The organism is Streptomyces avidinii (genome assembly GCF_014650695.1).
GTDB classification, from domain to species: domain Bacteria; phylum Actinomycetota; class Actinomycetes; order Streptomycetales; family Streptomycetaceae; genus Streptomyces; species Streptomyces avidinii.
In genome coordinates this window covers 152072-174175 of record NZ_BMVL01000014.1, presented here as the reverse complement: position 1 = coordinate 174175, position 22104 = coordinate 152072, and the positions used below count along the sequence as shown (strand labels likewise).

Below are 22104 nucleotides of genomic sequence, written 5' to 3'. Positions count from 1 at the left end.
TGGTGTTGCTCCCACCGTACGGCGGGGAACGGAATCTGAGTTTCTCGGTCTCGCCATGCGGGCGAGCGTGTCTGCCGCGGCCCAGCGGCCGCTGTGCCGACCGGGTCAGGCGCTGCGGTCGAGCGCCCGCAGGCTGCGGTCCGTGATGGACCGGCCGCCGCGCCCTATGGCGATCGTGCCGGACTGCACGAGCTCCTTGATGCCGAAGGGCTCCAGCATCTTGAGCATCGCGCCGAGCTTGTCGGAGCCGCCGGTGGCCTCGATGGTGACGGCCTCCGGGGAGACGTCGACCGTCTTGGCGCGGAACAGCTGGACGATCTCGACGATCTGCGAGCGGGTCTCGTTGTCGGCGCGGACCTTCACCAGGACGAGCTCGCGCTCGATGGCGTTGTGGGACTCCAGCTCGACGATCTTGAGCACGTTGACCAGCTTGTTCAGCTGCTTGGTCACCTGCTCCAGCGGGAGGTCCTCCACGTTGACGACGATGGTGATGCGGGAGATGTCGGGGTGCTCGGTGACACCGACCGCGAGCGAGTCGATGTTGAACCCGCGGCGGGAGAACAGCGCGGCGATCCGGGCGAGGATGCCGGGCGTGTTCTCGACCAGGACGGAGAGCGTGTGCTTGGACATGTGGGGCGTTCTCTCTCTCGGGCTCTCTCGGCTCAGTCGTCTTCGTTGTCGCCGAAGTCGGGACGGACGCCCCTGGCTGCCATGACCTCGTCGTTGGAGGTGCCGGCGGCGACCATCGGCCACACCATGGCGTCCTCGTGGACGATGAAGTCGATCACGACCGTGCGGTCGTTGATCGCGTTGGCCTCGGCGATGACCTTGTCCAGGTCGGCCGGGTCCTCGCAGCGCAGCGCCACGCAGCCCATGGCCTCCGACAGCTTGACGAAGTCCGGGACGCGGGTGCCCTTGCGGGGCGCCATGGACTCGCCGAGCTGGGAGCCGACCGTGTCGTGACCGGTCTCGTCGGCGTGCAGGACGGTGTTGGAGTACCGCTGGTTGTAGAACAGGGTCTGCCACTGGCGGACCATGCCCAGCGCGCCGTTGTTGATGATCGCGACCTTGATCGGGATGTTGTTCAGCGCGCAGGTGACCAGTTCCTGATTGGTCATCTGGAAGCAGCCGTCGCCGTCGATCGCCCAGACCGTGCGCTCGGGCATGCCGACCTTGGCGCCCATCGCGGCCGGGACCGCGTAGCCCATGGTTCCGGCGCCGCCGGAGTTCAGCCAGGTGCGGGGCTCCTCGTACTTGACGAAGTGCGAGGCCCACATCTGGTGCTGGCCGACGCCGGCCGCGAAGATCGTGCTCTTCGGCGCGAGCGCGCCGATCCGCTCGATGACCTGCTGGGGCGAGAGGCTGCCGTCGGTCGGCAGGTCGTAGCCCAGCGGGTAGGTGTCGCGCCAGCGGCTGAGGTCGTTCCACCAGGCGGTGTAGTCACCGGCGTTGCCGTCGGTGTGCTCGGCCTGGACGGCCTGGATCAGGTCGGCGATGACCTCGCGGGCGTCACCGACGATCGGGACGTCGACCGCGCGGTTCTTGCCGATCTCGGCCGGGTCGATGTCCGCGTGGATGATCTTGGCGAAGGGGGCGAAGCTGTCCAGCTTGCCGGTGACCCGGTCGTCGAAGCGGGTGCCGAGCGCGATCAGCAGGTCCGACTTCTGCAGCGCGGTGACGCCGGTGACGCTGCCGTGCATGCCCGGCATGCCGACGTGCAGCGGGTGGCTGTCGGGGAAGGAGCCCAGCGCCATCAGCGTGGTGCAGACCGGGACGCCGGTCAGCTCGGCGAGGACCTTGAGCTCGGCGGTCGCGCCGGACTTCATGACGCCGCCGCCGACGTACAGGACCGGGCGCTTGGCCTGGCAGATCAGCTTGGCGGCCTCGCGGATCTGCTTGGCGTGCGGCTTGGTGACCGGCCGGTAACCGGGCAGGTCATGCGCCGGCGGCCACGAGAAGGTGGTCTTCGCCTGCAGGGCGTCCTTGGCGATGTCGACCAGGACCGGGCCGGGGCGGCCGGTGGAGGCGATGTGGAAGGCCTCGGCGATCGTCCGCGGGATGTCCTCGGCCCTGGTGACCAGGAAGTTGTGCTTGGTGATCGGCATCGTGATGCCGACGATGTCCGCCTCCTGGAAGGCGTCGGTGCCGATCGCCTTGGAGGAGACCTGACCGGTGATCGCGACGAGCGGGACGGAGTCCATGTGCGCGTCGGCGATCGGGGTGACGAGGTTGGTGGCACCCGGGCCGGAGGTGGCCATACAGACGCCGACCTTGCCGGTGGCCTGCGCGTAGCCGGTGGCGGCGTGGCCGGCCCCCTGCTCGTGGCGGACCAGGATGTGACGGACCTTCTTGGAGTCCATCATCGGGTCGTACGCGGGAAGGATGGCGCCGCCCGGAATACCGAAAACGGTGTCGCACCCCACCTCTTCGAGAGAGCGGATGAGGGACTGCGCACCCGTGACGTGCTCAACTGCGGCGGACTGCTGTCCGCCGGAACGGGGCCGCGGCTGCGGATGGTGGGCCCCGGTGGCCTGCTCGGTCATCGGCATTCTCTTCTCGAAGCTGAGGGTTTTACGCGGATTCGACTCTGTGCCAGTGCAACAAAAAACCCCTCGTGCCAGGAGGCAAGCGAGGGGAGCGCGTCGGGGGTGTTGAGCGGGGACATGCAGGTCCCAGCTTCAGCCGACGCGCTTTCCAAGTACGAGAATTCGGGTGCGCATGGCACTGACCCTCCCTCTGGCGGGAGGGTGATGTCAAGTAGGTGGGACGGGCGTCTCATTATGTGAGCCTCTACGCATCGCCATCGAACCCCCGGGGGAGCCGCCGGCCAGTGCTGGTTGGGCCGCTCCACCCGGTACTGGGAACGTACCGCGCACCAGCGCACGGCGCAGCCTGTACTCGTCGAGCGGTCCGGAAAAGGCCATTCCCTGGCCGTGTGTGCACCCCATCGCGCGCAGCGCCAGGACCTGCTCGGGCAGGTCCACCCCGTCGGCGACCGACCGCATGCCCAGGTCGTTTGCGATCCGCAAGAGACCCGCGGTGATCTTGTGCAGGCGGGCGGACTCGACCACCCCCTCCACCAGGCCCCGGTCCAGCTTGAGCATGTCCACGGGGAGGCGGCGCAGGGCACTGATGGCCGCGTAGCCGCTGCCGAAGCCGTCCAGGGAGATACCCACCCCGAGCCGGTGCAGGGCCGTCAGGCGGCGCTCCAGGTCGTCGAAGGGCACTCTGGGGTCGGATACGGCGAGCTCCAGCACGAGGGCCCCGGAGGGCAGTCCGTGCCGGGTCAGCAGGGCCTCCACGGAGCCGAGGGGCATCGACCGGTCCAGGAGCCGGTGCGCGGTCATCCGTACGGCCACGGGTACGTCGTGCCCGGCCCGGTGCCGGTCGGCGGCCTGCTCCACGGCCTCCTGCAGCAGCCAGCGCCCCAGCTCGGCGGTGCGCGCGGCGTCCTGGCCCGGGCCTGGGGCGGATCCCTGACCGCCCGCTCCGCCCTCGCTGTACTCGGCGACCCGCAGGAACTCCGCCGGGGTGAAGAGGATGCCCTGGGCGGAGCGCCAGCGGGCCTGTGCGGCGACGGCCGACACCTCGCCGGTGGTCAGCGAGACCACGGGCTGGTGGAGCAGGGCGAACTCTCCCTCGTGCAGCGCGGTCCGCAGCCGGCCCGCCAGCTCCGCCTTGCGCACCACCTCGGCCTGCATCTGCGGGGCGTACATCTCGACGCGGTCCTTGCCGCCCGCCTTGGCCCGGTACATCGCGAGGTCCGCGTTGCGCATCAGGTCCGAAGGGGTGATGCCGGGGTCGGCGAAGGCCACGCCGATGCTCGCGGCGACCCGTACCTCGCTGCCGCCGATCCGGTACGGCTGGGAGAGGGTGGTGCGCAGCCGGTCGGCGATCTCGCGCACCTGGTACTCGCGGGCGCCCGGGTCGCGGTTGCCGTCGCCCAGGATCAGCGCGGCGAACTCGTCGCCGCCGAGGCGGGCCGCGGTGTCCCCGGCCCGGACCGAGTCCTGGAGCCTGCGCGCGGCCTCGACGAGCAGCTCGTCACCGGCCTGGTGGCCGATGGTGTCGTTGACCGCTTTGAAGCCGTCGAGGTCGATGAAGAGCACGGCGGTGCTGTGGTCGCCCGCCCGCCTGCCGGTCAGGGCCTGCCGCACGCGCCGGGTGAACAGGGCCCGGTTCGGCAGGTCGGTCAGCGGATCGTGCTCCGCGCTGTGCTGGAGCTGGGCCTGGAGCCGGACCCGTTCGGTGACGTCCCGGCTGTTGAGGATGAGCCCGCCCTGGTGGCGGTTGACGGTGGACTCCACATTGAGCCATTCGCCGCCGCCGGACTTGAAGCGGCACTCGATGCGGGTGGTGGGCTCCTCGGTGGGCGGTGCGGCGAGGAAGCGGCGCACCTCGTGCACCACCCGGCCGAGGTCGTCGGGGTGGATCAGGGTGGCGAGCTCGGTGCCGACCAGCTCCTCCGCCTCACGGCCGTAGACCCCGGCGGCGGCGGGGCTGACGTAGCGCAGGGTCCCGGTGGGGGCGGCGATCATGATGACGTCGCTGGAGCCCTGGACCAGGGAACGGAAGTGGTTCTCCTTCTGGGCCAGCTCCTGGGTGAGGGCGATGTTGTCGAGGAGCATGATGCCCTGGCGGATGACGAGGGCGAGCACGACCGTGCAACCGGTGAAGACGACCATCCGGTCCACCTTCCGGCCGTCCACGACGTTGTACAGGATGCCGAGGGTGCACACGGCGGCCGCGAGGTACGGGGTGAGGGCGGGCAGCGAACCGGTGATCGGGCGGCTGTGCGGCCGGTCGACGCGCGGACGGCCGACCGGTTCCGGGCCCGGGTGGATGCGCCGGGCGCCCCAGGGCGCGTACGCGAGCAGCAGCGAGCCCGCGAACCAGCCCGCGTCGAGCAGTTGTCCGGACTGGTACTCGGCGCTGAGCAGGGGCGAGGTGAACAGCGCGTCGCTGAGCACGGTCAGGGCCAGCGCCGCGATGGCGGTGTTGACGGCGGAGCGGTTGGTCTCGCTGCGCCGGAAGTGCAGGACCAGGACCATCGAGACCAGGGCGATGTCCAGGAGCGGATAGGCGAGGGAGAGGGCGGCGCGCGGGACGCTGCCGGGGGCGCCGGACTGGGCGGTCCGCGCCGCATGGGCCAGGGCCAGGCTCCAGGAGAGGGTGAGCAGGGAGCCGCCGATGAGCCAGGAGTCGAGTCCGAGGCACACCCAGCCGGCGCGGGTGACCGGGCGTTTGGCGAGGACGAGCAGGCCCACGATGGCGGGCGGGGCGAAGCAGAGGAAGGCGAAGTCGGCGAGCGAGGGCTTCGGCACCTCCTGGCCCAGGATCACCTCGTACCAGCCCCAGACCGCGTTGCCGCCGGCGCCCATGAGCGAGGAGAAGGCGAAGAGCAACCAGGCGGGGCGTTCGCGGCTGTCGATCGCCCTCGCGTAGGAGTAGCAGGAGACCGCGGCGAGTAAGCCGGCCGCACTGAGCCCGAAGTCGCCCATGATCTCAGCGACTTCCTCCGAGCCCCAGTTGAGGGCGGCGCCGACGGCATAGCCGCCGCTGACCACCGCGAGGAGCAGCTGCATCGCCAGGCCCTTGCCTCCGCCGGAGACGGAGGGCCGGTTCAGGAGCGCCGCCCCCTGGGTGCTCACCGGTCCCCCTCGCCGGCTGGTTCCGGTGCAGCCCAGTCTCGACAGCGTCGCCTCCGGCGGCCGTGCCGCGTCGGATCCTTCGTCCATTGGCCGTACATCGCCCGTCGCCCCCCAAAGTGTCCGATCACTCCCCAGCGCCAGACGTTCGTGGCGCAGCCCCTTCTTCCGGACGATACACCACTTTCGTCACTCAGGGACATACTCCCTCTACTCTCCGTCACCATGCAGGGAGTTGTGCACACTCCACGCGTTCGGGTGACTCCGGAGCGTGCGCAGCCGCTCGTCACTCGGTGATCAACACCGTGTGTTCCACCGGCTCTCCCGCGGCGAACCGGGTGAGCTGGCGGGCAAGCAGTCGCTTCGCCCTCGGCTCGAACGCCGAACTGCTGCCGCCGACATGAGGCGTGATCAGGACATTCGGAGCATGCCAGAGCGGATGGCCGGCGGGCAGCGGTTCCGGGTCGGTGACGTCGAGCGCCGCGCGCAGCCGGCCCGACTCCACTTCCGCCAGCAGGGATTTGGTGTCGACCACGGGACCGCGCGACACGTTCACCAGCAGGGCGCCGTCCTTCATCCGGCCGAGGAAGTCCGCGCCCACCAGGCCCCGGGTGGCCTCGGTCAGCGGGGTCACGAGGATCACCACATCGGCCGACGGCAGGAGCCCGGGCAGGTCGGCCAGGGCGTGCACGGGCCCGCGGGCGCCGGACCGCGCCGTACGCGCCACCCGGGCGACCGGCCCGCACTCGAAGGCCACGAGCCGGTCCTCGATGGCCGAGCCGATCGATCCGTAGCCGATGATCAGAACCGACTTGTCGGCGAGTGCGTCGTAGAACCCGGAGCGCCATTCCTCGCGGTCCTGGCCGCGGACCATGCCGGGAATGCCGCGCAGGGAGGCGAGGGTCAGCGCGAGAGCGAGCTCGGCGGTGCTGGCCGAGTGGACCCCCGCGGCGTTGCACAGCCGAACGCCGGGGCGCAGGTCGCCGAGACCGCCCAGCACGTGGTCGATTCCGGCGGTCAGGGTCTGCACGACCCGGACGGCCGGCATCGCCGCCAGCGGGCGCACGGTGACCTCGGGGGACTTCATGTACGGGGTCACGTAGAAGACGCAGTCGGCCGGATCGGCCGGGAAGGCGTCCTCGCCGTCCCAGAGGCGGTACCGGAAGCAGTCGGGGAGGCCCGCGATCTCCTCGGCGGGGAACGGGAGCCAGACATCCGGGGTCATTGCAGTCATGATCACGAGGCTATGCCAAGCCATCCGGATCAAGCCGTTAGTTTGAGGGCCGGAGCCGGAGGGGGACGCAGGGGTGGAGCGCAGGTCGATCGGGGCGGGGGCGCTGACGGTGGGCGCCGTCGGCCTCGGCTGTATGCCGATGAGCTGGGCGTACGCGCCTTCGCGGCGGCGGGGGCACGAGTCGCTGGCCGCCGTGCACACGGCGCTGGACCTGGGGTCGAACCTGCTGGACACGGCCGATGTGTACGGGCCGTTCACCAATGAGCTGCTCCTCGGGCGGGTGCTGCGGGAACGGCGGTCCGAGGCCTTCGTCTCGGCCAAGGTGGGACTGCGGGCGGGTGACCAGCACGTGGTCGCCGACGGGCGGCCCGGTTATCTGCGGCGGGCCTGCGACGCTTCGCTGCGGCGGCTGCGGACCGACGTCATAGACCTCTACCAACTGCACCGGGTGGATCCGGACGTGCCCGTGGAGGAGACCTGGGGCGCCATGGCGGAGCTGGTGGGCGCGGGCAAGGTGCGGGCGCTCGGCTTCTGCGCGCTCGGTGCCGGGGCCGGGCCGGGGGCGGGGCGCAGCGGGGACCGGGGTTACCGCACGACGCTGCGACACCTGGAGCGACTGCAGCAGGTCTTCCCGGTGAGCGCGGTGCAGGCGGAGCTGTCCGTGTGGTCGCCGGAGGCCGCCTGGCAGCTGCTGCCCTGGTGCGCGGCGCGGGGGGTCGGGTTCCTGGCGGCGATGCCGCTGGGCAGCGGGTTCCTCACGGGGACCCTCACGCCGGGCGAGGGCTTCGAGCCGCAGGACGTGCGGGCCCGGCATCCGCGGTTCACGGCGGAGGCGATGGCGTCGAACCAGGTGCTGCTGGCGGGGCTGCGGCGGGTGGCGCGGCGGCACGGCCCGGAGGTCACGGTCGCGCAGGTGGCGCTGTCCTGGGTGCTGGCGCAGGGGCCGCACGTGGTGCCGGTGCCGGGGGCCGACCGGGCGCCGTGGGCGGCGGAGAACGCGCGGGCGGCGGAGGTGCGGCTGTCGGCCGGGGACCTGGCCGAGATCGCGGGCCTCCCGGTCGAGGTGGGAGCCTGGGACTGACCCGGGGGTCCACGCCCTGAAGGGCGGGGCCGGGCGGGGCGTGGCGGGGCTCGGCGGGGCTCGGCGGGGCTCGGCGGGGCTCGGCCCGCAACCACTCGATCGAGTGTACGAGTGGTGGAACTTCGCGAACTGCCGGAGCTGTTGAGACAGATGGAAGGCAGGATCGGAGGACCGGAAGGGAGCAGGGCGATGCGATACGGACATTCTCCCGGGCGGGCGGGGTCGGGGGGCGCGGGCGGTCGGCGCCGGGGAGTGCTGGCGGCGCTCGCGCTGGCCGGCTGCGGCGCCCTGCTGGCGGCGGGATGCACGCCGGAGGGCGCCCGGGGCTCGGGGCCGGGCGGCTCTCCACCGGGCACGGCCGCGGCCGGATCGGGGTCACCGGTTCCGTCGGGCGGACCGTCCGCCTCGCCGGAGGCCACGGGTCCGCCGGCGAAGGGGACGGTGACGGTGACCGGCGAGGTCACCAAGGGTCTGGAGTCGCCGTGGGGCGTGGCCCCTCTGCCGGGCGGGGACCTGCTCGTCGCCTCGCGGGACAAGGGGACGATCAGCAGGGTGGCCGCGGGATCGGGCGAGGTGACGCAGATCGGTGAGGTACCGGGGGTGGCTCCGGGCGGGGAGGGCGGGCTGATGGGGCTCGCGCTGTCGCCCGGCTTCGCGTCGGACCGGCTGGTGTACGTGTACTTCACGACCGAGTCCGACAACCGCATCGCCCGGCTGCGCTATGACGAGCAGAGACCTCCCGGACAGCAACTGGGGGCGCCGGACACGGTGTTCCGGGGCATTCCCAAGGGCCTCGTCCACAACGGCGGCCGGATCGCCTTCGGCCCGGACAAGATGCTCTACGCCGGAACGGGCGAGACCGGGGACAAGGGGCTCGCGCAGGACAAGAAGTCGCTGGGCGGCAAGATCCTGCGGATGACCCCGGACGGGGATCCGGTGCACGGCAATCCGGAGGCGGATTCCGTCGTCTACTCCTACGGGCACCGCAATGTGCAGGGTCTCGCGTGGGACAAGGACAAACGGCTGTGGGCGGCCGAGTTCGGCCAGAACACCTGGGACGAGCTGAATCTGATCGAGCCGGGCGCCAACTACGGCTGGCCCGAGGCCGAGGGCAAGGCGGGCAGGCCCGGCTTCCGGGATCCGGTCGCCGTGTGGAAGACGGACGAGGCCTCGCCGAGCGGCATCGCCTGGGCCGAGGGTTCCATCTGGATGGCCGGCCTGAAGGGCCAGCGGCTGTGGCGGATCCCGTTGGCCGGCGCGCAGTTGGCGGCGGAGCCGGAGGCCTTCCTGACGGGTGAGTACGGCCGGCTGCGGACGGTGGTGCCCCTCGGCGGGGACCGCATGCTGCTCGTCACGAGCGAGACGGACGGACGCGGGTCACCGGAAGCGGGCGACGACCGGATCCTGACCCTGACGGTGCGGTGACCAGCAGGTCCCCGGCAGGGGGCGAAGGGTGTGGTGGGCGCGGTGTTCAACATGATCGAGGAACTGTTCAACCCGGGGCGGGGGCACACGGACGAGGAGAAGAAGCGGCTGGAGCTGTCCCGGACCGACGTCAATGACAACGATCCGGGACGGGGTCCGATAGACCTCGACTCCGGCAAGGTCCTCATACGCCTTGACGAGCAGCCTCCGGACGGGAACTGACCGGGGAGGGCGCGGCAAAGAGGCGCAGCCGGTGGGCGAGGGCGGCGGCCTCGCCCCGGCCGGCGACACCCAGCTTCGCCAGGATGTTCGAGACGTGCACGCTCGCCGTCTTCGGGGAGATGAAGAGCTCCTCGGCGATCTTCCGGTTGGTGCTGCCGGCCGCCACCAGGCGCAGCACGTCCCGCTCGCGGCTGGTCAGCCCGAGCGCCTCGACCGGGTCGCTCTCCGGTACGGACGGGCCGGCGTCCGGGTCGGCGGCGGTCAGCGGGAGCCGGGCACGCCGGGCCAGTAGGGCCAGGTCCTCGCGCAGCCTGCGCGCGCCGATCCGCTCGGCGGTGGCGTAGGCCTCGCGGAGCAGGGCGGCCGCGGGATCCCGGTCACCGGCGGCCAGCATGGCCTCCGCGAGCCGGTGGCAGGCCCTGGCCAGCAGGTACGGGCGCTCCAGCGGCCGAACGGCCTTCTCGACGGCGACCCAGTCGGCAAGGGTGTCCCGGGCCTCGGCCCGCAGCAGTTCGGCCCGGACGTACTCGGCATGGGCGGTCCACACCGGGACCGGGGTGGCGAGGGAGCGGGCGGCGGTGCGCAGCACGTCCAGGGCGGCGTCCCGGCCGGCCTCGGCGGCGGGGAGCCCCCGGGCGTCCGCTTCGGCGGAGGCTGCGGCGAGCAGCAGCGGCCAGGCGTAGCGGTGCTGCCCGAGCGGGAATCCGTAGGCGGCGGCCGCGGACATCTCGGTGCGGACGTCCGCGATCCGACCCTCGCTCGCGGCCATGCCGACCGCGAGGCGGTACAGCGGTATCCGGTGCTGGGGCTGGGTCTCGTGGGTGCCGAAGTGGGTGTGGGCCGCGGCGAGCCGGTGGGCCGCCTCGGTCAACTCGCCTCGAGCCAGGGCCAGGTAGGCCAGCCGTGCGGAGGCGGAGCCGCGCGGGGCGGCGCTCTGGCCGACGAGCAGGGTGCGCCGGGCCGCCTCGGCGGCCTCGTCCCAGCGGCCGAGGCTGTAGAGACTCTCGGCCATGTTTCCGCAGACCCAGGCCTCGCTGTCCAGGAGCCGGGACCTGCGGACCAGTTCGACCCCTTGTTCGGCCAGTTCCACAGCCTCGCGGGACCGGCCCAGGCTTTCCAACTGAGAGGTGAGATTGATATGCGCACGACCGGCCAGCATGGTGAGTCCGAGTGCAGCGGCCCGTTCCCCGACCGCCCGCATCTCGGCGAGACCGCCCGGGGCGTCGCCGGAGTCGGTGAGCAGGGCGCCCACCGTGATCCGGGCATTGAGCTCGGTCTCCTCCGCGCCGACCATGCGCGCGTACTCGACGGCGCGTTCGGCGGCGGCGAGGTTGCCGGGGCCCGGCTTGTGGAGCATGCCCCAGCTCGCGGCCCGGACCAGGACCTCGGCGTGCACCTGCGACGGGGGCAGCCCCTTGACGAGGTCCTGCGCCCGGGCGATCTCCTCCCAGCCGTCGCCTCGCCCGAGGCCGGCGGTCAGCCGGGAGCGCTCGGTCCAGAACCAGGCGGCCCGCAGGGGGTCCCGGTCGTCCTCCAGCAGACGCAGCGCCGTCTTCGTGATCTTCAGGGCGCGATCGCGCTCGCCGCCGTAGCGCGCCGCGACGGTCGCCTCGGCCAGCAGGTCGAGACGTTGGAGCGCGGTGGTGGCGGGGTCGCAGCCGCACGGCGGATAGACCTCGGTGTAGTCCGCCGGGCGAAGCGCCTCGCGGACCTCCCCGGGGGCACTGTCCCAGAGGTCCATGGCCCGCTCCAGCAGGCGCAGCTGCTCGGAGTAGGCGTGCCGGCGGCGCGCCGCGACGGAGGCGGCGAGTACGGCGGGCAGCGCCTTGGCGGGATCGTTCGCCTGGTACCAGTAGCTGGCCAGCCGAATGGCGTGCTCCTCTGCGCGGATCAGCGACCCGTCGGCCTCCATGGCCTCGGCGTAGCGGCGGTTGACGCGGGCCCGTTCGCCGGGCAGCAGGTCGTCGCTGACGGCCTCGCGGACCAGCGAGTGCCGGAAGCGGTAGCCGTCGCCGTCGGGGGTGGCGAGCAGGATGTTGGCCCCGACGGCGGCCCGCAGCGCCTCGATCAGCTCGTCCTCGGTGAGTCCGGCGACGGCGCGCAGCAGCGGGTACTCCACGGTGGAGCCGCCCTCCGCGACGATGCGCACCAGGCTCTGGGTCTCGTCGGGGAGCACCTCGACACGGACGAGCAGCAGGTCGCGCAGGGATTCGGTGAGTCCGGTGCGGCAGCCGCTCTCCCTGGAGGCGACGAGTTCCTCGACGAAGAAGGCGTTGCCGTCCGACCGGTCGAAGACGGAGTCGACGAAGTCCTCGTCGGGCTGCGCCGCGAGGATGCCGGCGAGCTGGCGGCGCACCTCGGCCCGGTTGAAGCGGGACAGTTCGATGCGCTGGACGGTGCGGAGCCGGTCGAGTTCGGCGAGGAGCGGACGCAGCGGGTGGCGCCGGTGCACGTCGTCTGCACGGTAGGTGGCGACGATGACGAGCCGGCCGCTGGCGAGGGTGCGGAAGAGGTAGGAGAGCAGGTGCCGGGTGGAGGTGTCCGCCCAGTGCAGGTCCTCCAGGACGAGGACGACGGTGCGTTCGGCGGCGAGGCGCTCCAGCATCCGGGCCGTCAGTTCGAAGAGGCGGGCCGTGCTCTCCTCGTCGTGCGGGCCGCGCGGGGTGTCGCCGAGTTCGGGGAGGATGCGGGCGAGTTCGTCCTCCTGCCCGGCCGCAGCGGTGGCCAACTCCTCGGGCAGCAGCCGGTGCAGGGTGCGCAGGGCCGTCGAGAACGGGGCGAAGGGAAGGCCCTCCGCCCCGATCTCCACACAACCTCCGACCGCGACGACGGCGCCGCGGCGGTCCGCCTCGCAGAGGAACTCCTCGGTGAGGCGGGTCTTGCCGACTCCGGCCTCTCCCCCGATGAGCATCGCCTGAGGTTCCTGACCTGCTGCGCGGGTCAGTGCGTCGGTGAGTACGGCCAGTTCGTCGGCTCGGCCGACGAACACCGGGCTGACAGATCTGGTCTCCACGCCGCCGAGCATCGCACAGACGTCCTGTCCGGCGGCACTCCCCGCCGGTGCGCTTCCCCTCACGCGTCAGTTCACGCGGTGTGCGGCGCGGAGCACGCGGTGCGGGTGAACCGGTCCCGGAGCGGTCTCACCGGCCTTCGGGGTTCCTGGCTCGGCAAGGAGGCGCGGTGCGCCTTCCGGGCCGCCCGGGCCGTGCGGTACTCGGCCGCCTCGCGGATGAGGTCGGCGCTGCGGACGGCGGTGACGATCTCGTACTCGAACATCTCGTACTCCCTGGTCGCGTTTCTCGGGCACCTCGTTCGGTGTGATCCAAGATTCGCGTCCCAGGGGGTACCGGCACATCGGTCGCATGCCGCATCTGCCCGGGGCAGGGGGCCTTAGTCCGGGGCCGTGGAGCCCCGGACCGGTCCGTGAGGACCTAAGGCGCTGCCTAGGCGCCCGCGCCCGCTGCCTTGGGAATGGCGAGGAGGAGGTCGAAGTACATGAGGACGAAGAGCAGGACGCCGACGGCGCCAAGTCCGATGCCCGCCCAGGAGACGGACCGCACCCAGGTGGGAAGGGTGCGCTCGGGGCTGCTGAAGGCGGGCAGGGCCAGCACGAAGGTGGCGACGATCAGGGCCAGGGCGGAGAAGATGCCGTTCACCATCGCGGTGCTGTGCCACGGGTCGACGAACTGGGCGGCGATCTGCGCGTTGGCGTCGGCGGCCTGGGTGAGCTCCAGCCGGGCGGCGACGCTGGCACGCTCGGACACGATGCCCGCGACCCAGCTGCCGCTGAGGGCGACGACGCCGAGACCCGCGGCGACGATCGCGAAGGCGGCGGACCCGACATGGCTCGGCTCCGCGTCGTCGGCCTGGTCGTCGGCGAAGGCTTCGTCGTCGTCCAGGTCCGTGTCGGTGGCCTCGCCGGTGACCGCGGAGTCGGCTTCGGCCTCGGCCTCGGCCGGCTGGGGGGTCTCGGCCTTTACGAGGTCGGCCGGGGTGGTGTCCGCCTCGGCGGCGTTCGGGGCGGGGGTCTTCGTGGTGTCCATGCGGGGCACCGTAGGCGCCCTGTCTGAGAGTTTTCTGAGAATCCGCCAGGCCGTGGCCGGATCAGCGGGAGGCGGTGGCGGGTTCGGCGCCGTCCTCGTTCGGGGCAGGGTCCGGGGTATGCCGCTGCCTCGGAAGTTCCACGTGCGGGCGGCGTTCGGGAGGCTCGATGCTGATCCGGGGCAGGCGCCGGTCGAGCCAGGCCGGCAGCCACCAGTTGGCCCCGCCGAGCATGTGCATCAGGGCCGGGACGAGGAGGGTGCGCAGCACGAAGGCGTCGAGGGCCACGGCCGCTGCGAGCGCGATGCCGAACATCGCGATGATCCGGTCGCCGCTCAGGACGAAGGCCAGGAAGACGGAGATCATGATGACAGCGGCCGAGTTGATGACACGGCTGGTCTCGGTGAGGCCCACGCGCACGGCCCGTCTGTTGTCACCGGTCGCCAGCCATTCCTCGTACATCCGGCTGACGAGGAAGACCTGGTAGTCCATCGACAGTCCGAACAGGACGGACACCATGATCACGGGCAGGAAGGGTTCGATGGGGCCGGCGCTGCCCAGGCCCAGCAGCTCGCTGCCCCAGCCCCACTGGAAGACCGCGACCACGACGCCGAAGGAGGAGGCCACGGCGGCGATGTTCATGGCGGCCGCCTTGAGGGGGATGCCTATGGACCGGAAGGCCAGCAGCAGGAGCACGCAACCGAGCGCGATGACCACGCCGACGAAGAGCGGCAGCTTCCCGATGATGACCTCGGCGAAGTCGTCGTAGGCGGCCGTCACACCACCGACGTGGATCTCCATGGAGTTGCCCTGCCCGGCGCCGGGGATGACGTCCCGGCGGAGGGTGTCGACGAGGTCGCTCGTGGCCCGGGACTGCGGCGCGGAGTCCGGTACGACGGTCAGGACGGCGGTGTCGCCGCTGCGGTTGAGGACCGCCGGGCCGGTGGAGGCGACGCCCTCGGTGGTACGCAGCGCCTGCGCGAGCCGGTCCACGGCGAGCCGGTCGCCGGCGCCGTCCAGCCGGGCCACGACGGTGAGCGGGCCGTTGGTGCCGGGGCCGAATCCCTCCGCCAGCAGGTCGTAGGCCTGCCGGGTGGTGGAGGTGGCCGGATTGTTTCCCTGGTCGGAAGTGCCGAGGTGGAGGGAGAGGGTGGGCAGGGCCAGCACCACCATGACCGCGGTGGCGACCACGCCCAGCACCTTGGGGTGCCGCTCGACGAAGGAGGACCAGCGGGCGGCGAATCCGGAGGTCTGCTCGGGCCGCGGTCCCTCGACGGCGAGCCTGCGGCGCTCGCGGCGCGAGAGGGCGCGCACGCCTATGTACGAGAGGAGGGCGGGCAGCAGGGTGACCGAAGCGGCGACCGTCAGGATCACGGTCACGCAGGCCGCTATCGCCACGCCGTTCAGGAAGTCGAGCCGCAGCACCAGCATGCCGAGGAGCGCGATGCAGACGGTGGCGCCGGCGAAGACGACGGCGCGGCCGGTGGTCGCGACGGCGTTCGTGGCCGCCTCCTCCACGGTGGCACCCCGCACCAGGGCCTTGCGGTGCCGGGTGACGATGAACAGCGCGTAGTCGATGCCCACGCCGAGGCCGACGAGGGTGCCGAGCATCGGGGCGAAGTCGGCGACCGGCATCGCGTGCCCGAGGAGGGTGATGCCGAAATAGGCGGTGCCCACGCTGACCAGGGCGGTCGCGATGGGCAGCAGGCTCGCGGCGAGCGAGCCGAAGGCGAGGAAGAGCACCAGGGCCGCGACGGCGACGCCGATGACCTCGGCGAGGTGCGCGGTGGGTGCCTCGGTGAGCTGGATGGCCCGGCCGCCCAGTTCGACCTGGAGGCCGCCGGCCTCGGTGGTGGCGTTCTTCGCCGCGTCGACCACCGCCCTGGCCTGGGCCTTGGGTACGGCGTCCGCCTGCTGGTCGAAGGTCACCACGGCGTAGGCGGTGCGCCCGTCGGGGCTGATCCGTGCGGCGTTCTCGGGGCCCGGGCCGTAGGGGCCGGCCACCGATCCGACGCCGGGGAGTCCGGCGACGGCGTCGAGGGCCCGGGTCATGCGCTCCTCGATGTCCGGGGTGCGCACGCTCTGCCGGTCCGGGGCCCGCCACACGATGGTGTCGGTGTCGCCGCCCTGGCCGTGGAAGCCCTCGCGCAGGAGCGCGTTGGCCCTGCCGGACTCGGTGCCGGGGACCTCGTAGTTGTTGGAGAACGCGGATCCGGCGGTCACTGCGGCCGCCGTGGTCCCGCTCAGGGCGAGCAGCCAGATGAGCACGGCGAAGAGACGGTGGCGCATGCACCAGCGTGCGATTACAGCCAACGGACGTGCTCCCTGGTGGTTCGGATCTTTACCGGGAGTCGGCCCGTCGCAAAGAACGCATGAACGCGTGAAGGCCCGGCCGAGGGGCCCGGGGGATCACCCCGGGAGGGTTCGGCACAGATGGCTCACACCCTCCACGATCTCAGCGTTTCGTGATCGTTGGCCCCTTTCGTGGGCATCGTCACAGCGCCGGGCGGCCCGAGTGGCCGGTCTCCCACTGCTCTTGGGACGCGTCCTGATCGTCGGGCTCGTCCACCCGGTAGCCGGGGATCGAGGGCCAGCGGACGGTGAGGACCACGGCGTCCTCCTCCGCGTACCAGGAGTGGTCGACGCCGCGCCCCCACAGCACGTAGTCCCCCTGCTCGGCGAGGACGACGGTGCGCCCGGGGAACTCCAGCCGGAAGCGGCCGCTGATCAGCACCAGCAGTGCGGTGCGCTTCTCGGCGGTCGCCCACCGCTCCCGCTCGTCGCCCTTGGGGTGAACGCCCCATTTGATCTCCACGTCCTCGCTGTGGCGCGGATCGGAGGGGTCCTTGAAGTGGCCGAGGAGCCAGCCGCGGTCGGCGGCGGCGTCGGGGGTGGCCTTACCGGTGTAGATGGTGGAGTCGTGATTCACGCAGGTGAGGCTAATGCAGTTGTCGCAACCGTCCGGACACTGGTGAGCTGGGGGTATGACGATCGATCTTGATGAACTGATGAAGGTGCGGGCCCACTTCGACGCCGAGGTGCGCGAAGGTGCTCAGGCGGACGCCCCGCAGGCGAGCGTGGAGCGTGCGGGAGCCGTCGTACGGCACACGGTGTCCGGGCTCGGGTGGAACGGCGTGCTCTGGTCGGACCTCGACGAGGAGACTGCGGACGCGGAGATCGCGGCGCAAGTGGCCTTCTTCGAGGGGCGCGGCTGTCCGGAGTTCGAGTGGAAGCTCTACGACCACGACCGGCCGGCGGACCTCGGCGACCGGCTGCGCGCGGCGGGCTTCGTGCCGGAGCCGCCCGAGACGCTGATGGTGGGCCTGACGTCCGAGCTCGCGAAGCTGCCGGTGGAACCGCCGGAGGGCATCACGCTGCGGGTGGTGACGGACGAGGCGGGCGTCGACCTGATGATGGAGGTCCACGCGGGTGCCTTCGGGACGGAGCGGCCGCGCATCCGGGAGCAGCTGCTGAGCAGGCTGCGCGAGGAGCCGGAGACCATCGCCGCGGTGCTCGCGATGGCAGGCGACACCCCGGTGAGCGCGGCACGGATGGAGATGCGGCGGGGCAAGGCCTTCGCGGGCCTCTGGGGCGGCGGCACCGTCCCGCAGTGGCGCGGCCGCGGCATCTACCGGCTGCTGGTGGCCCATCGCGCCCGCCTGGCGGCGGAGCTCGGCATCCCGTACCTCCAGGTCGACGCGTCGGACGACAGCCGTCCGATTCTGGAGCGGCTGGGCTTCGGGGTGCTGGGCGTGACGGTGCCGTACATGTGGACCGCCGCCGCCTCGTAGGGCGTCCCTCCGCACCGTGCCGGGGCTCGGCGCCGGACCCCGCACCCCGGACGCCGCCGGGTTCCCCCGCCCGGGAGCAACCGGCAGGATCGGACCCATGGAACGCATCAGCCCGCCCCTGACCGGCGACGAACGCGAGACCCTCCGGACCTTCCTCGACTACCACCGGGCCACTCTCGCCCTGAAGTGCGAGGGTCTCGGCGACGAGGAACTGCGCCGTGCCTCGATGCCCCCGTCCACCCTGTCCCTGCTGGGACTGGTCCGGCACATGGCCGAGGTCGAGAGGCACTGGTTCCGCCGCGTCGTCGACGGTGAGGACCTCCCGCACCTGTGGTCGGACACCCACGACTTCCAGGCGGCCTACGACGCCACCGACTGCACCCGCGCCGAGGCCTTCGCCGCCTGGGAGGGCGAGGTCGCGCACGCCCGCCGTATCGAGGCCGCCGCCGAGTCCCTGGACGTGAAGGCGTACGTGCCGAGCTGGAAGGAGGAAGCCTCACTGCGCCTGGTGATGCTCCACCTCATCCACGAGTACGCCCGCCACAACGGCCACGCCGACTTCCTCCGCGAGGGGATCGACGGCGCCACCGGCGCCTAGGCAGAGCTCTGACCGGGGCGAACGGTCCCAGCGGGTGTGGCGCGGCCTTCGCGGCCCCGCCGCCCATGCGGACGTCTCGGCCTGCATCAACCAGGTCGAACGGGAGCTACAGGGCGGCGAGGCCCCGGAGTCCGTGCGGACGGCGTGTTCCGCCGGCTACTCAGGTCAGCACGAGCAGTGTGTGAGCGGGCTGACCAAGAGCGGCGTGACCAACGGGACCGCGGTGAGCGCCTGCAAGGTGTCCATCCAGTAGGCGGCCCGACCGGCAAGCAGTACCACCGGCCGGTGGGCCGGGGGCGTGCCTCAGGCCCACCGGCCGGGGGCGCGCCTCAGGCTCCCGGCCGCCAGTAGCCCAGCGCGTTCACCCGGTGCTTGGGCAGCGCGAGGTCCTTGCGCAGGTACCCCGTCAGGGCGCGCGTCGTCACCGTGTCGCACGCCAGCCAGACGTACGCCGACTCCGGGTCCCCGACCAGTTCGGGGAGTTCGGACCGCACCCGGTCGGCCAGGGCCGTGCCGTCCCGCCGCACCCGGCGGATGTCGTGCCGGCCCTGCTCCACGCGCATCGGCAGCTTCTCGTCCGAGTCGTGCTGCGTCTCGAACCAGATCGTTGCCGGCGTCTGCGGGTACGCGTCCAGCAGCGAGTTGATCGCAGGGAGGGACGCGGCGTCCCCGATGACGAGCAGCCGCTCCGGCGCCGGCTCCGGAGCGGTGAAGCCGGTGCCCTGGACGGTCGCGTCGACCGTGTCGCCCGGCTCGGCGCCGCGCGCCCAGGCACTGGCGACACCGTCGTGCAGGGCGAACTCGAAGCTGAACGTGCCCGCTTGCGGATCCGGGTCCACGAGCGTGTAGGCCCGCTGGTGCGGCTTGCCCGCGCCCTGGAACCAGACGCGCACCCACATCGTCGGATGCAGCGACTCACCGGCGGCCGCCAGCAGCCCACCGTCCGTGAAGCTCACCCGGCGGTAGTCCTCCGTAAGGTCTTCCGCTCCCGTGACCGTGAACGTGAAGTCCTTGCCCCGCATGAGCTTGAGGACCACGCCCTCCCAGCCCTTGCTGACAGCCATGTCCAACCCCTCCCCTGACACCCCTATAGTTAGGTCAGCCTAACCTAAACGCACGTCGGGGAAGAGTGTGAGCAGCGTGAGCAGTGCCAGCAGCGAGAGCGGCGACGCCCAGTCGTACGGGACGAACCGGAGCGAGCCCTCCGTGGAGACCCCGGAATCCTACGGTGTCCACCGCGACCAGTGGGGGATCCCCCACCTCCGCGCCGCCGACGAACTCGGCCTCGTCCACGCCCAGGGCCGCGTGACCGCCTTCGACCGCGCCTGGCAGCTGGAGGTCGAACGGCATCGGGCCGAGGGTTCCAGCGCCTCCTTCCTCGGCGCGGACGCCGTCACCTGGGACCGCTTCGCCCGCCAGTCCCGGCTGGCCGACACGGCCCGCCGCTGCTACGAGGCCATGGAGGCCGACGACCCGGCCACCGCCGCCTGGGTCCGCGCATACGTGGACGGCGTCAACGACGGGCTCGCCGCCGGCGCCGCCCGCGACGAACGCTTCGCGCGCACCGGCCTCACCCCCTCCCCCTGGCAACCGTGGGTGCCGCTCGCCATCTGGATCGCCACGCACATCCTCTTCGCCGGCTTCGCCACCAAACTCTGGCGCGAGCGCGTCGCCCGGGCCCTCGGCGACGAGGCGGTCACCCTCTTCGCCACCGACGGCCCCGGCACCGCCGGAAGCAACGGCTGGCTGGTCCCGGGCGACCGCACCACCTCCGGCTCGGCGATCATCGCGGGCGACCCGCACCGGTTCATCGAGGACCCGGGCGTCTACCAGCAGATACGTCTCTCCTGCCCGGACTACGACGTCCTCGGCCTCGCCGTCCCCGGCGTCCCCGGCCTCGGCCACTTCGGGCACACGGGCACCGCCGCCTGGGCGATCACCAACGCGATGTCCGACTACCAGGACCTGTACATCGAGCAGTTGCGCCGCAGTGCCGACGGCGTCGTCGAGGCCCTCGGCGTGGAGGGCGCCTGGGAGCCCGTCACCCGCCACACCGAGACCATCACCGTCTCCGGCGGCGAGGATGTCGAGGTGGAGATCCTGGAGACCGCCCGCGGCCCCGTGATCATCCACGCGGACGGCGACCTCGGGGCCGATGCCGACGCCGACGCCGTGGCCCCCGCCGACGGCAGCGCCCAGACCCTTTCCCTGCGCTACCCGCCCCGGGTCCGCCGGGACCTCGGCTTCGCCGCCCTCCCCGCGCTCCTGCGCGCCCGCACCGTGGCCGACATCGACCGCGCCTTCGACGACTGGGCCGAGCCGGTCAACGTCGTCCACGCCGCCGACACCGAGGGCGGGCTGCTGCACCGCGTCGCGGGCGCCGTGCCGCTGCGCCACCGGGCCAACCGGCTGCGTCCCGTGCCCGCCTGGGACCCCCAGCACGCCTGGCAGGGCTGGGCCCCGACCCCCGCCGAGCCGGTGCAGGGCTTCGCCGTCATGGCCAACGCGCGCGGGATCGCCTCCCCGCTCGGCGTGGAGTTCGCTCCCCCGCACCGCGCCAACCGCATCCGCGAGCTGCTCAGCGGCTCCGCGCACTGGTCCCCGAAGGCGATGGCCGACGTACACCGGGACACGCACCTGGCCTCGGCCGCGCCCCTGCTCGCCCTGCTGCCCGGCTTCGAGGACCTGACTCCTGCGGCCGAGGCCCTGCGCACCCGGCTGCTGGCCTGGGACCGGCACATGGCGGCCGACAGCACCGACGCCACCGTCTTCTCGGCCTTCCGCAGCGCGACCGTACGCCGCTTCGCCGCCGACCCCGTCTTCGAGGGCCTGTGGGGCGCGCCCCCCGGCCCGGCCGTCTTCCACCCGTGGCTGTACCTGGTCCCGAAGATCGGCTACGCCCTCGAAGGCCTGCTCACCACCTCGCTCGTCCCCGGCCTCGACCGTGCGGCGCACGTCCGGGCCGCCCTGGAGGAGACGGCCGCGGCCGACACCCCCGACACCCCCTGGTCGGAGGTGCACCGGCTGACCCCCTGGCAGGCCGTGCCCGACCTGGAGGCCACGCAGTGGCCCGGCCTCGGCGGCGACCACGACTGCGTGAACGCCACTTCCACCGTTCCCGGTTTCACCGACCTCACCGCCCGCGCGTCGGCGGCCCGCTACGTATGGGACCTCGCCCGCCGCGAGGACAGCCTCTGGGCGGTCCCGCTGGGCGCGGACGGCGTCACCGGCGCACCCCACCACCGCGACCAGCTGCCCCTGTGGGCAGAGTGCGAACTCGTCCCCGTCGTCACCGACTGGACCCGTCTCACCAAGGAATCGATATGACCTCCGCCCCCTCCGTCGGACAGCCCGTGCACACCCAGGCCGTGGAGGGCTTCGGTACCGTCACCATCACTCCCGTCGACCCGGCCGCCGACTCCGCGCTGATCCACAACTGGGTCACGCAGGAGCGGGCCCGCTTCTGGGGCATGGGCGAGGCCAGCCGCGAACTGGTCCAGGAGATCTACGAGGACGTCGACCGCCGCACCACCCACCACGCCTTCATGGTCAGCCGCGACGGTGAGCAGGTCGCGCTGTTCCAGACGTACGACTGCGCCGAGGACCGCGTCAGCGAGTGCTACGACGTCCGGCCCGGGGACGTCGGCGTGCACCTGCTGATCGGCCCGACCGAGGGTGCGACCGAGCGCGGCTTCACCGGCGCCCTGATGGCCGCCTTCATCGGCTTCGTGTTCTCCGACAGCGCCGCGCGGCGCGTGGTCGTCGAACCGGACGCCCGCAACACCAAGGCCATCGCCCGCATGGAGCGCACCGGCTTCGTGCTCGGACCGGAGGTCGTCCTTCCGGAGATCGACCTGCCGGAGGTCTACCTCCCCGCGAAGCCGGCCCGGCTGGCCTTCTTCAGCGCCCCGGAGGCCGCGTCGGCGACCGCCTGACCCGCGCCGCCCCTTCGGCCGGGCGGCCGGCGAACGGAACCCGCCCCGTCGGCGGTTCCCCGAGCCGGGCGCCCGGAGGCATGTCCGGGGCGCGTCCGGCGGCGGGCTCCCCCGCCGCTCGCGGACGAA

The 22104-nt window shown here is 72.3% G+C and carries 18 protein-coding genes; 8 read left to right on the top strand and 10 right to left on the bottom strand.

The window, feature by feature from the left end:
• Positions 1-105 precede the first annotated feature (105 nt).
• The 4 genes from ilvN to IE257_RS30055 form a co-directional block, all read right to left on the bottom strand.
• Entirely contained in the window at positions 106-630 is a 525-nt protein-coding gene (gene ilvN / locus IE257_RS30070) for an acetolactate synthase small subunit (RefSeq protein ID WP_030010002.1), read from the bottom strand.
• Positions 631-662: 32 nt separating this feature from the next.
• Positions 663-2549: an acetolactate synthase large subunit gene (locus tag IE257_RS30065; protein WP_189973019.1), complete on the bottom strand. Its 1887-nt coding sequence runs from the start codon at positions 2547-2549 to the stop codon at positions 663-665.
• A 204-nt stretch (positions 2550-2753) separates the two neighbouring features.
• On the bottom strand, positions 2754-5651 hold the full coding sequence (locus IE257_RS30060; RefSeq protein ID WP_372453066.1) for a putative bifunctional diguanylate cyclase/phosphodiesterase: 2898 nt from the start codon (positions 5649-5651) through the stop codon (positions 2754-2756).
• A gap of 283 nt (positions 5652-5934) precedes the next feature.
• Positions 5935-6882, bottom strand: coding sequence for a 2-hydroxyacid dehydrogenase (locus IE257_RS30055; protein ID WP_189973017.1), 948 nt, complete (start codon positions 6880-6882; stop codon positions 5935-5937).
• 73 nt (positions 6883-6955) lie between these two features.
• On the opposite strand from IE257_RS30055, the gene IE257_RS30050 reads away from it, so the two are divergent.
• The 3 genes from IE257_RS30050 (at position 6956) to IE257_RS30040 (ending at position 9610) form a co-directional block, all read left to right on the top strand.
• The gene (locus tag IE257_RS30050) at positions 6956-7963 is read left to right on the top strand and encodes an aldo/keto reductase (protein ID WP_189973016.1); all 1008 of its coding nucleotides are present in this window, start codon (positions 6956-6958) and stop codon (positions 7961-7963) included.
• A 189-nt stretch (positions 7964-8152) separates the two neighbouring features.
• Positions 8153-9388 (top strand): PQQ-dependent sugar dehydrogenase, encoded by a 1236-nt coding sequence (locus tag IE257_RS30045; RefSeq protein WP_189973015.1) that lies wholly within the window; start codon positions 8153-8155, stop codon positions 9386-9388.
• Between the two features lie 51 nt (positions 9389-9439).
• Positions 9440-9610 carry a DUF6191 domain-containing protein gene (locus tag IE257_RS30040; RefSeq protein WP_229920737.1) on the top strand — a complete coding sequence of 57 codons (171 nt, stop codon included), beginning with the start codon at positions 9440-9442 and terminating at the stop codon, positions 9608-9610.
• Here IE257_RS30040 and IE257_RS39235 read toward each other — a convergent pair.
• The 5 genes from IE257_RS39235 to IE257_RS30015 all read right to left on the bottom strand — a co-directional run bounded on the left by IE257_RS39235 (position 9573) and on the right by IE257_RS30015 (position 16580).
• On the bottom strand, positions 9573-12635 hold the full coding sequence (locus IE257_RS39235; protein ID WP_189973014.1) for a helix-turn-helix transcriptional regulator: 3063 nt from the start codon (positions 12633-12635) through the stop codon (positions 9573-9575). The genes IE257_RS30040 and IE257_RS39235 overlap by 38 nt on opposite strands.
• Before the next feature lie 59 nt (positions 12636-12694).
• Entirely contained in the window at positions 12695-12886 is a 192-nt protein-coding gene (locus IE257_RS30030; protein ID WP_189973013.1) for a hypothetical protein, read from the bottom strand.
• A 167-nt stretch (positions 12887-13053) separates the two neighbouring features.
• A complete protein-coding gene (locus IE257_RS30025; protein ID WP_189973012.1) occupies positions 13054-13653 on the bottom strand; it encodes a hypothetical protein in 600 nt (199 codons plus the stop codon).
• A 61-nt stretch (positions 13654-13714) separates the two neighbouring features.
• Positions 13715-15964 carry an MMPL family transporter gene (locus IE257_RS30020; RefSeq protein WP_189973011.1) on the bottom strand — a complete coding sequence of 750 codons (2250 nt, stop codon included), beginning with the start codon at positions 15962-15964 and terminating at the stop codon, positions 13715-13717.
• Positions 15965-16145: 181 nt separating this feature from the next.
• Positions 16146-16580 carry a cupin domain-containing protein gene (locus IE257_RS30015; RefSeq protein WP_189973010.1) on the bottom strand — a complete coding sequence of 145 codons (435 nt, stop codon included), beginning with the start codon at positions 16578-16580 and terminating at the stop codon, positions 16146-16148.
• Between the two features lie 55 nt (positions 16581-16635).
• Here IE257_RS30015 and IE257_RS30010 point away from each other — a divergent pair, with 55 nt between their 5' ends.
• The 3 genes from IE257_RS30010 to IE257_RS30000 all read left to right on the top strand — a co-directional run bounded on the left by IE257_RS30010 (position 16636) and on the right by IE257_RS30000 (position 18293).
• On the top strand, positions 16636-17442 hold the full coding sequence (locus IE257_RS30010) for a GNAT family N-acetyltransferase (protein ID WP_189973009.1): 807 nt from the start codon (positions 16636-16638) through the stop codon (positions 17440-17442).
• Between the two features lie 97 nt (positions 17443-17539).
• The gene (locus IE257_RS30005; protein WP_189973008.1) at positions 17540-18040 is read left to right on the top strand and encodes a DinB family protein; all 501 of its coding nucleotides are present in this window, start codon (positions 17540-17542) and stop codon (positions 18038-18040) included.
• Positions 18041-18074: 34 nt separating this feature from the next.
• Positions 18075-18293 carry a hypothetical protein gene (locus tag IE257_RS30000; protein ID WP_189973007.1) on the top strand — a complete coding sequence of 73 codons (219 nt, stop codon included), beginning with the start codon at positions 18075-18077 and terminating at the stop codon, positions 18291-18293.
• Between the two features lie 76 nt (positions 18294-18369).
• Here the strand turns inward: IE257_RS30000 and IE257_RS29995 are convergent, their stop codons facing one another.
• Entirely contained in the window at positions 18370-19104 is a 735-nt protein-coding gene (locus tag IE257_RS29995) for a siderophore-interacting protein (protein WP_189973006.1), read from the bottom strand.
• A gap of 142 nt (positions 19105-19246) precedes the next feature.
• Between IE257_RS29995 and IE257_RS29990 the strand changes: the two genes are divergently transcribed.
• Both IE257_RS29990 and IE257_RS29985 read left to right on the top strand, forming a co-directional pair.
• Positions 19247-21367 (top strand): penicillin acylase family protein, encoded by a 2121-nt coding sequence (locus tag IE257_RS29990; protein WP_229920742.1) that lies wholly within the window; start codon positions 19247-19249, stop codon positions 21365-21367.
• Positions 21364-21975 carry a GNAT family N-acetyltransferase gene (locus IE257_RS29985; RefSeq protein WP_189973004.1) on the top strand — a complete coding sequence of 204 codons (612 nt, stop codon included), beginning with the start codon at positions 21364-21366 and terminating at the stop codon, positions 21973-21975. Before IE257_RS29990 ends, IE257_RS29985 begins: the two co-directional genes overlap by 4 nt.
• The last annotated feature ends 129 nt before the right edge of the window (positions 21976-22104 follow it).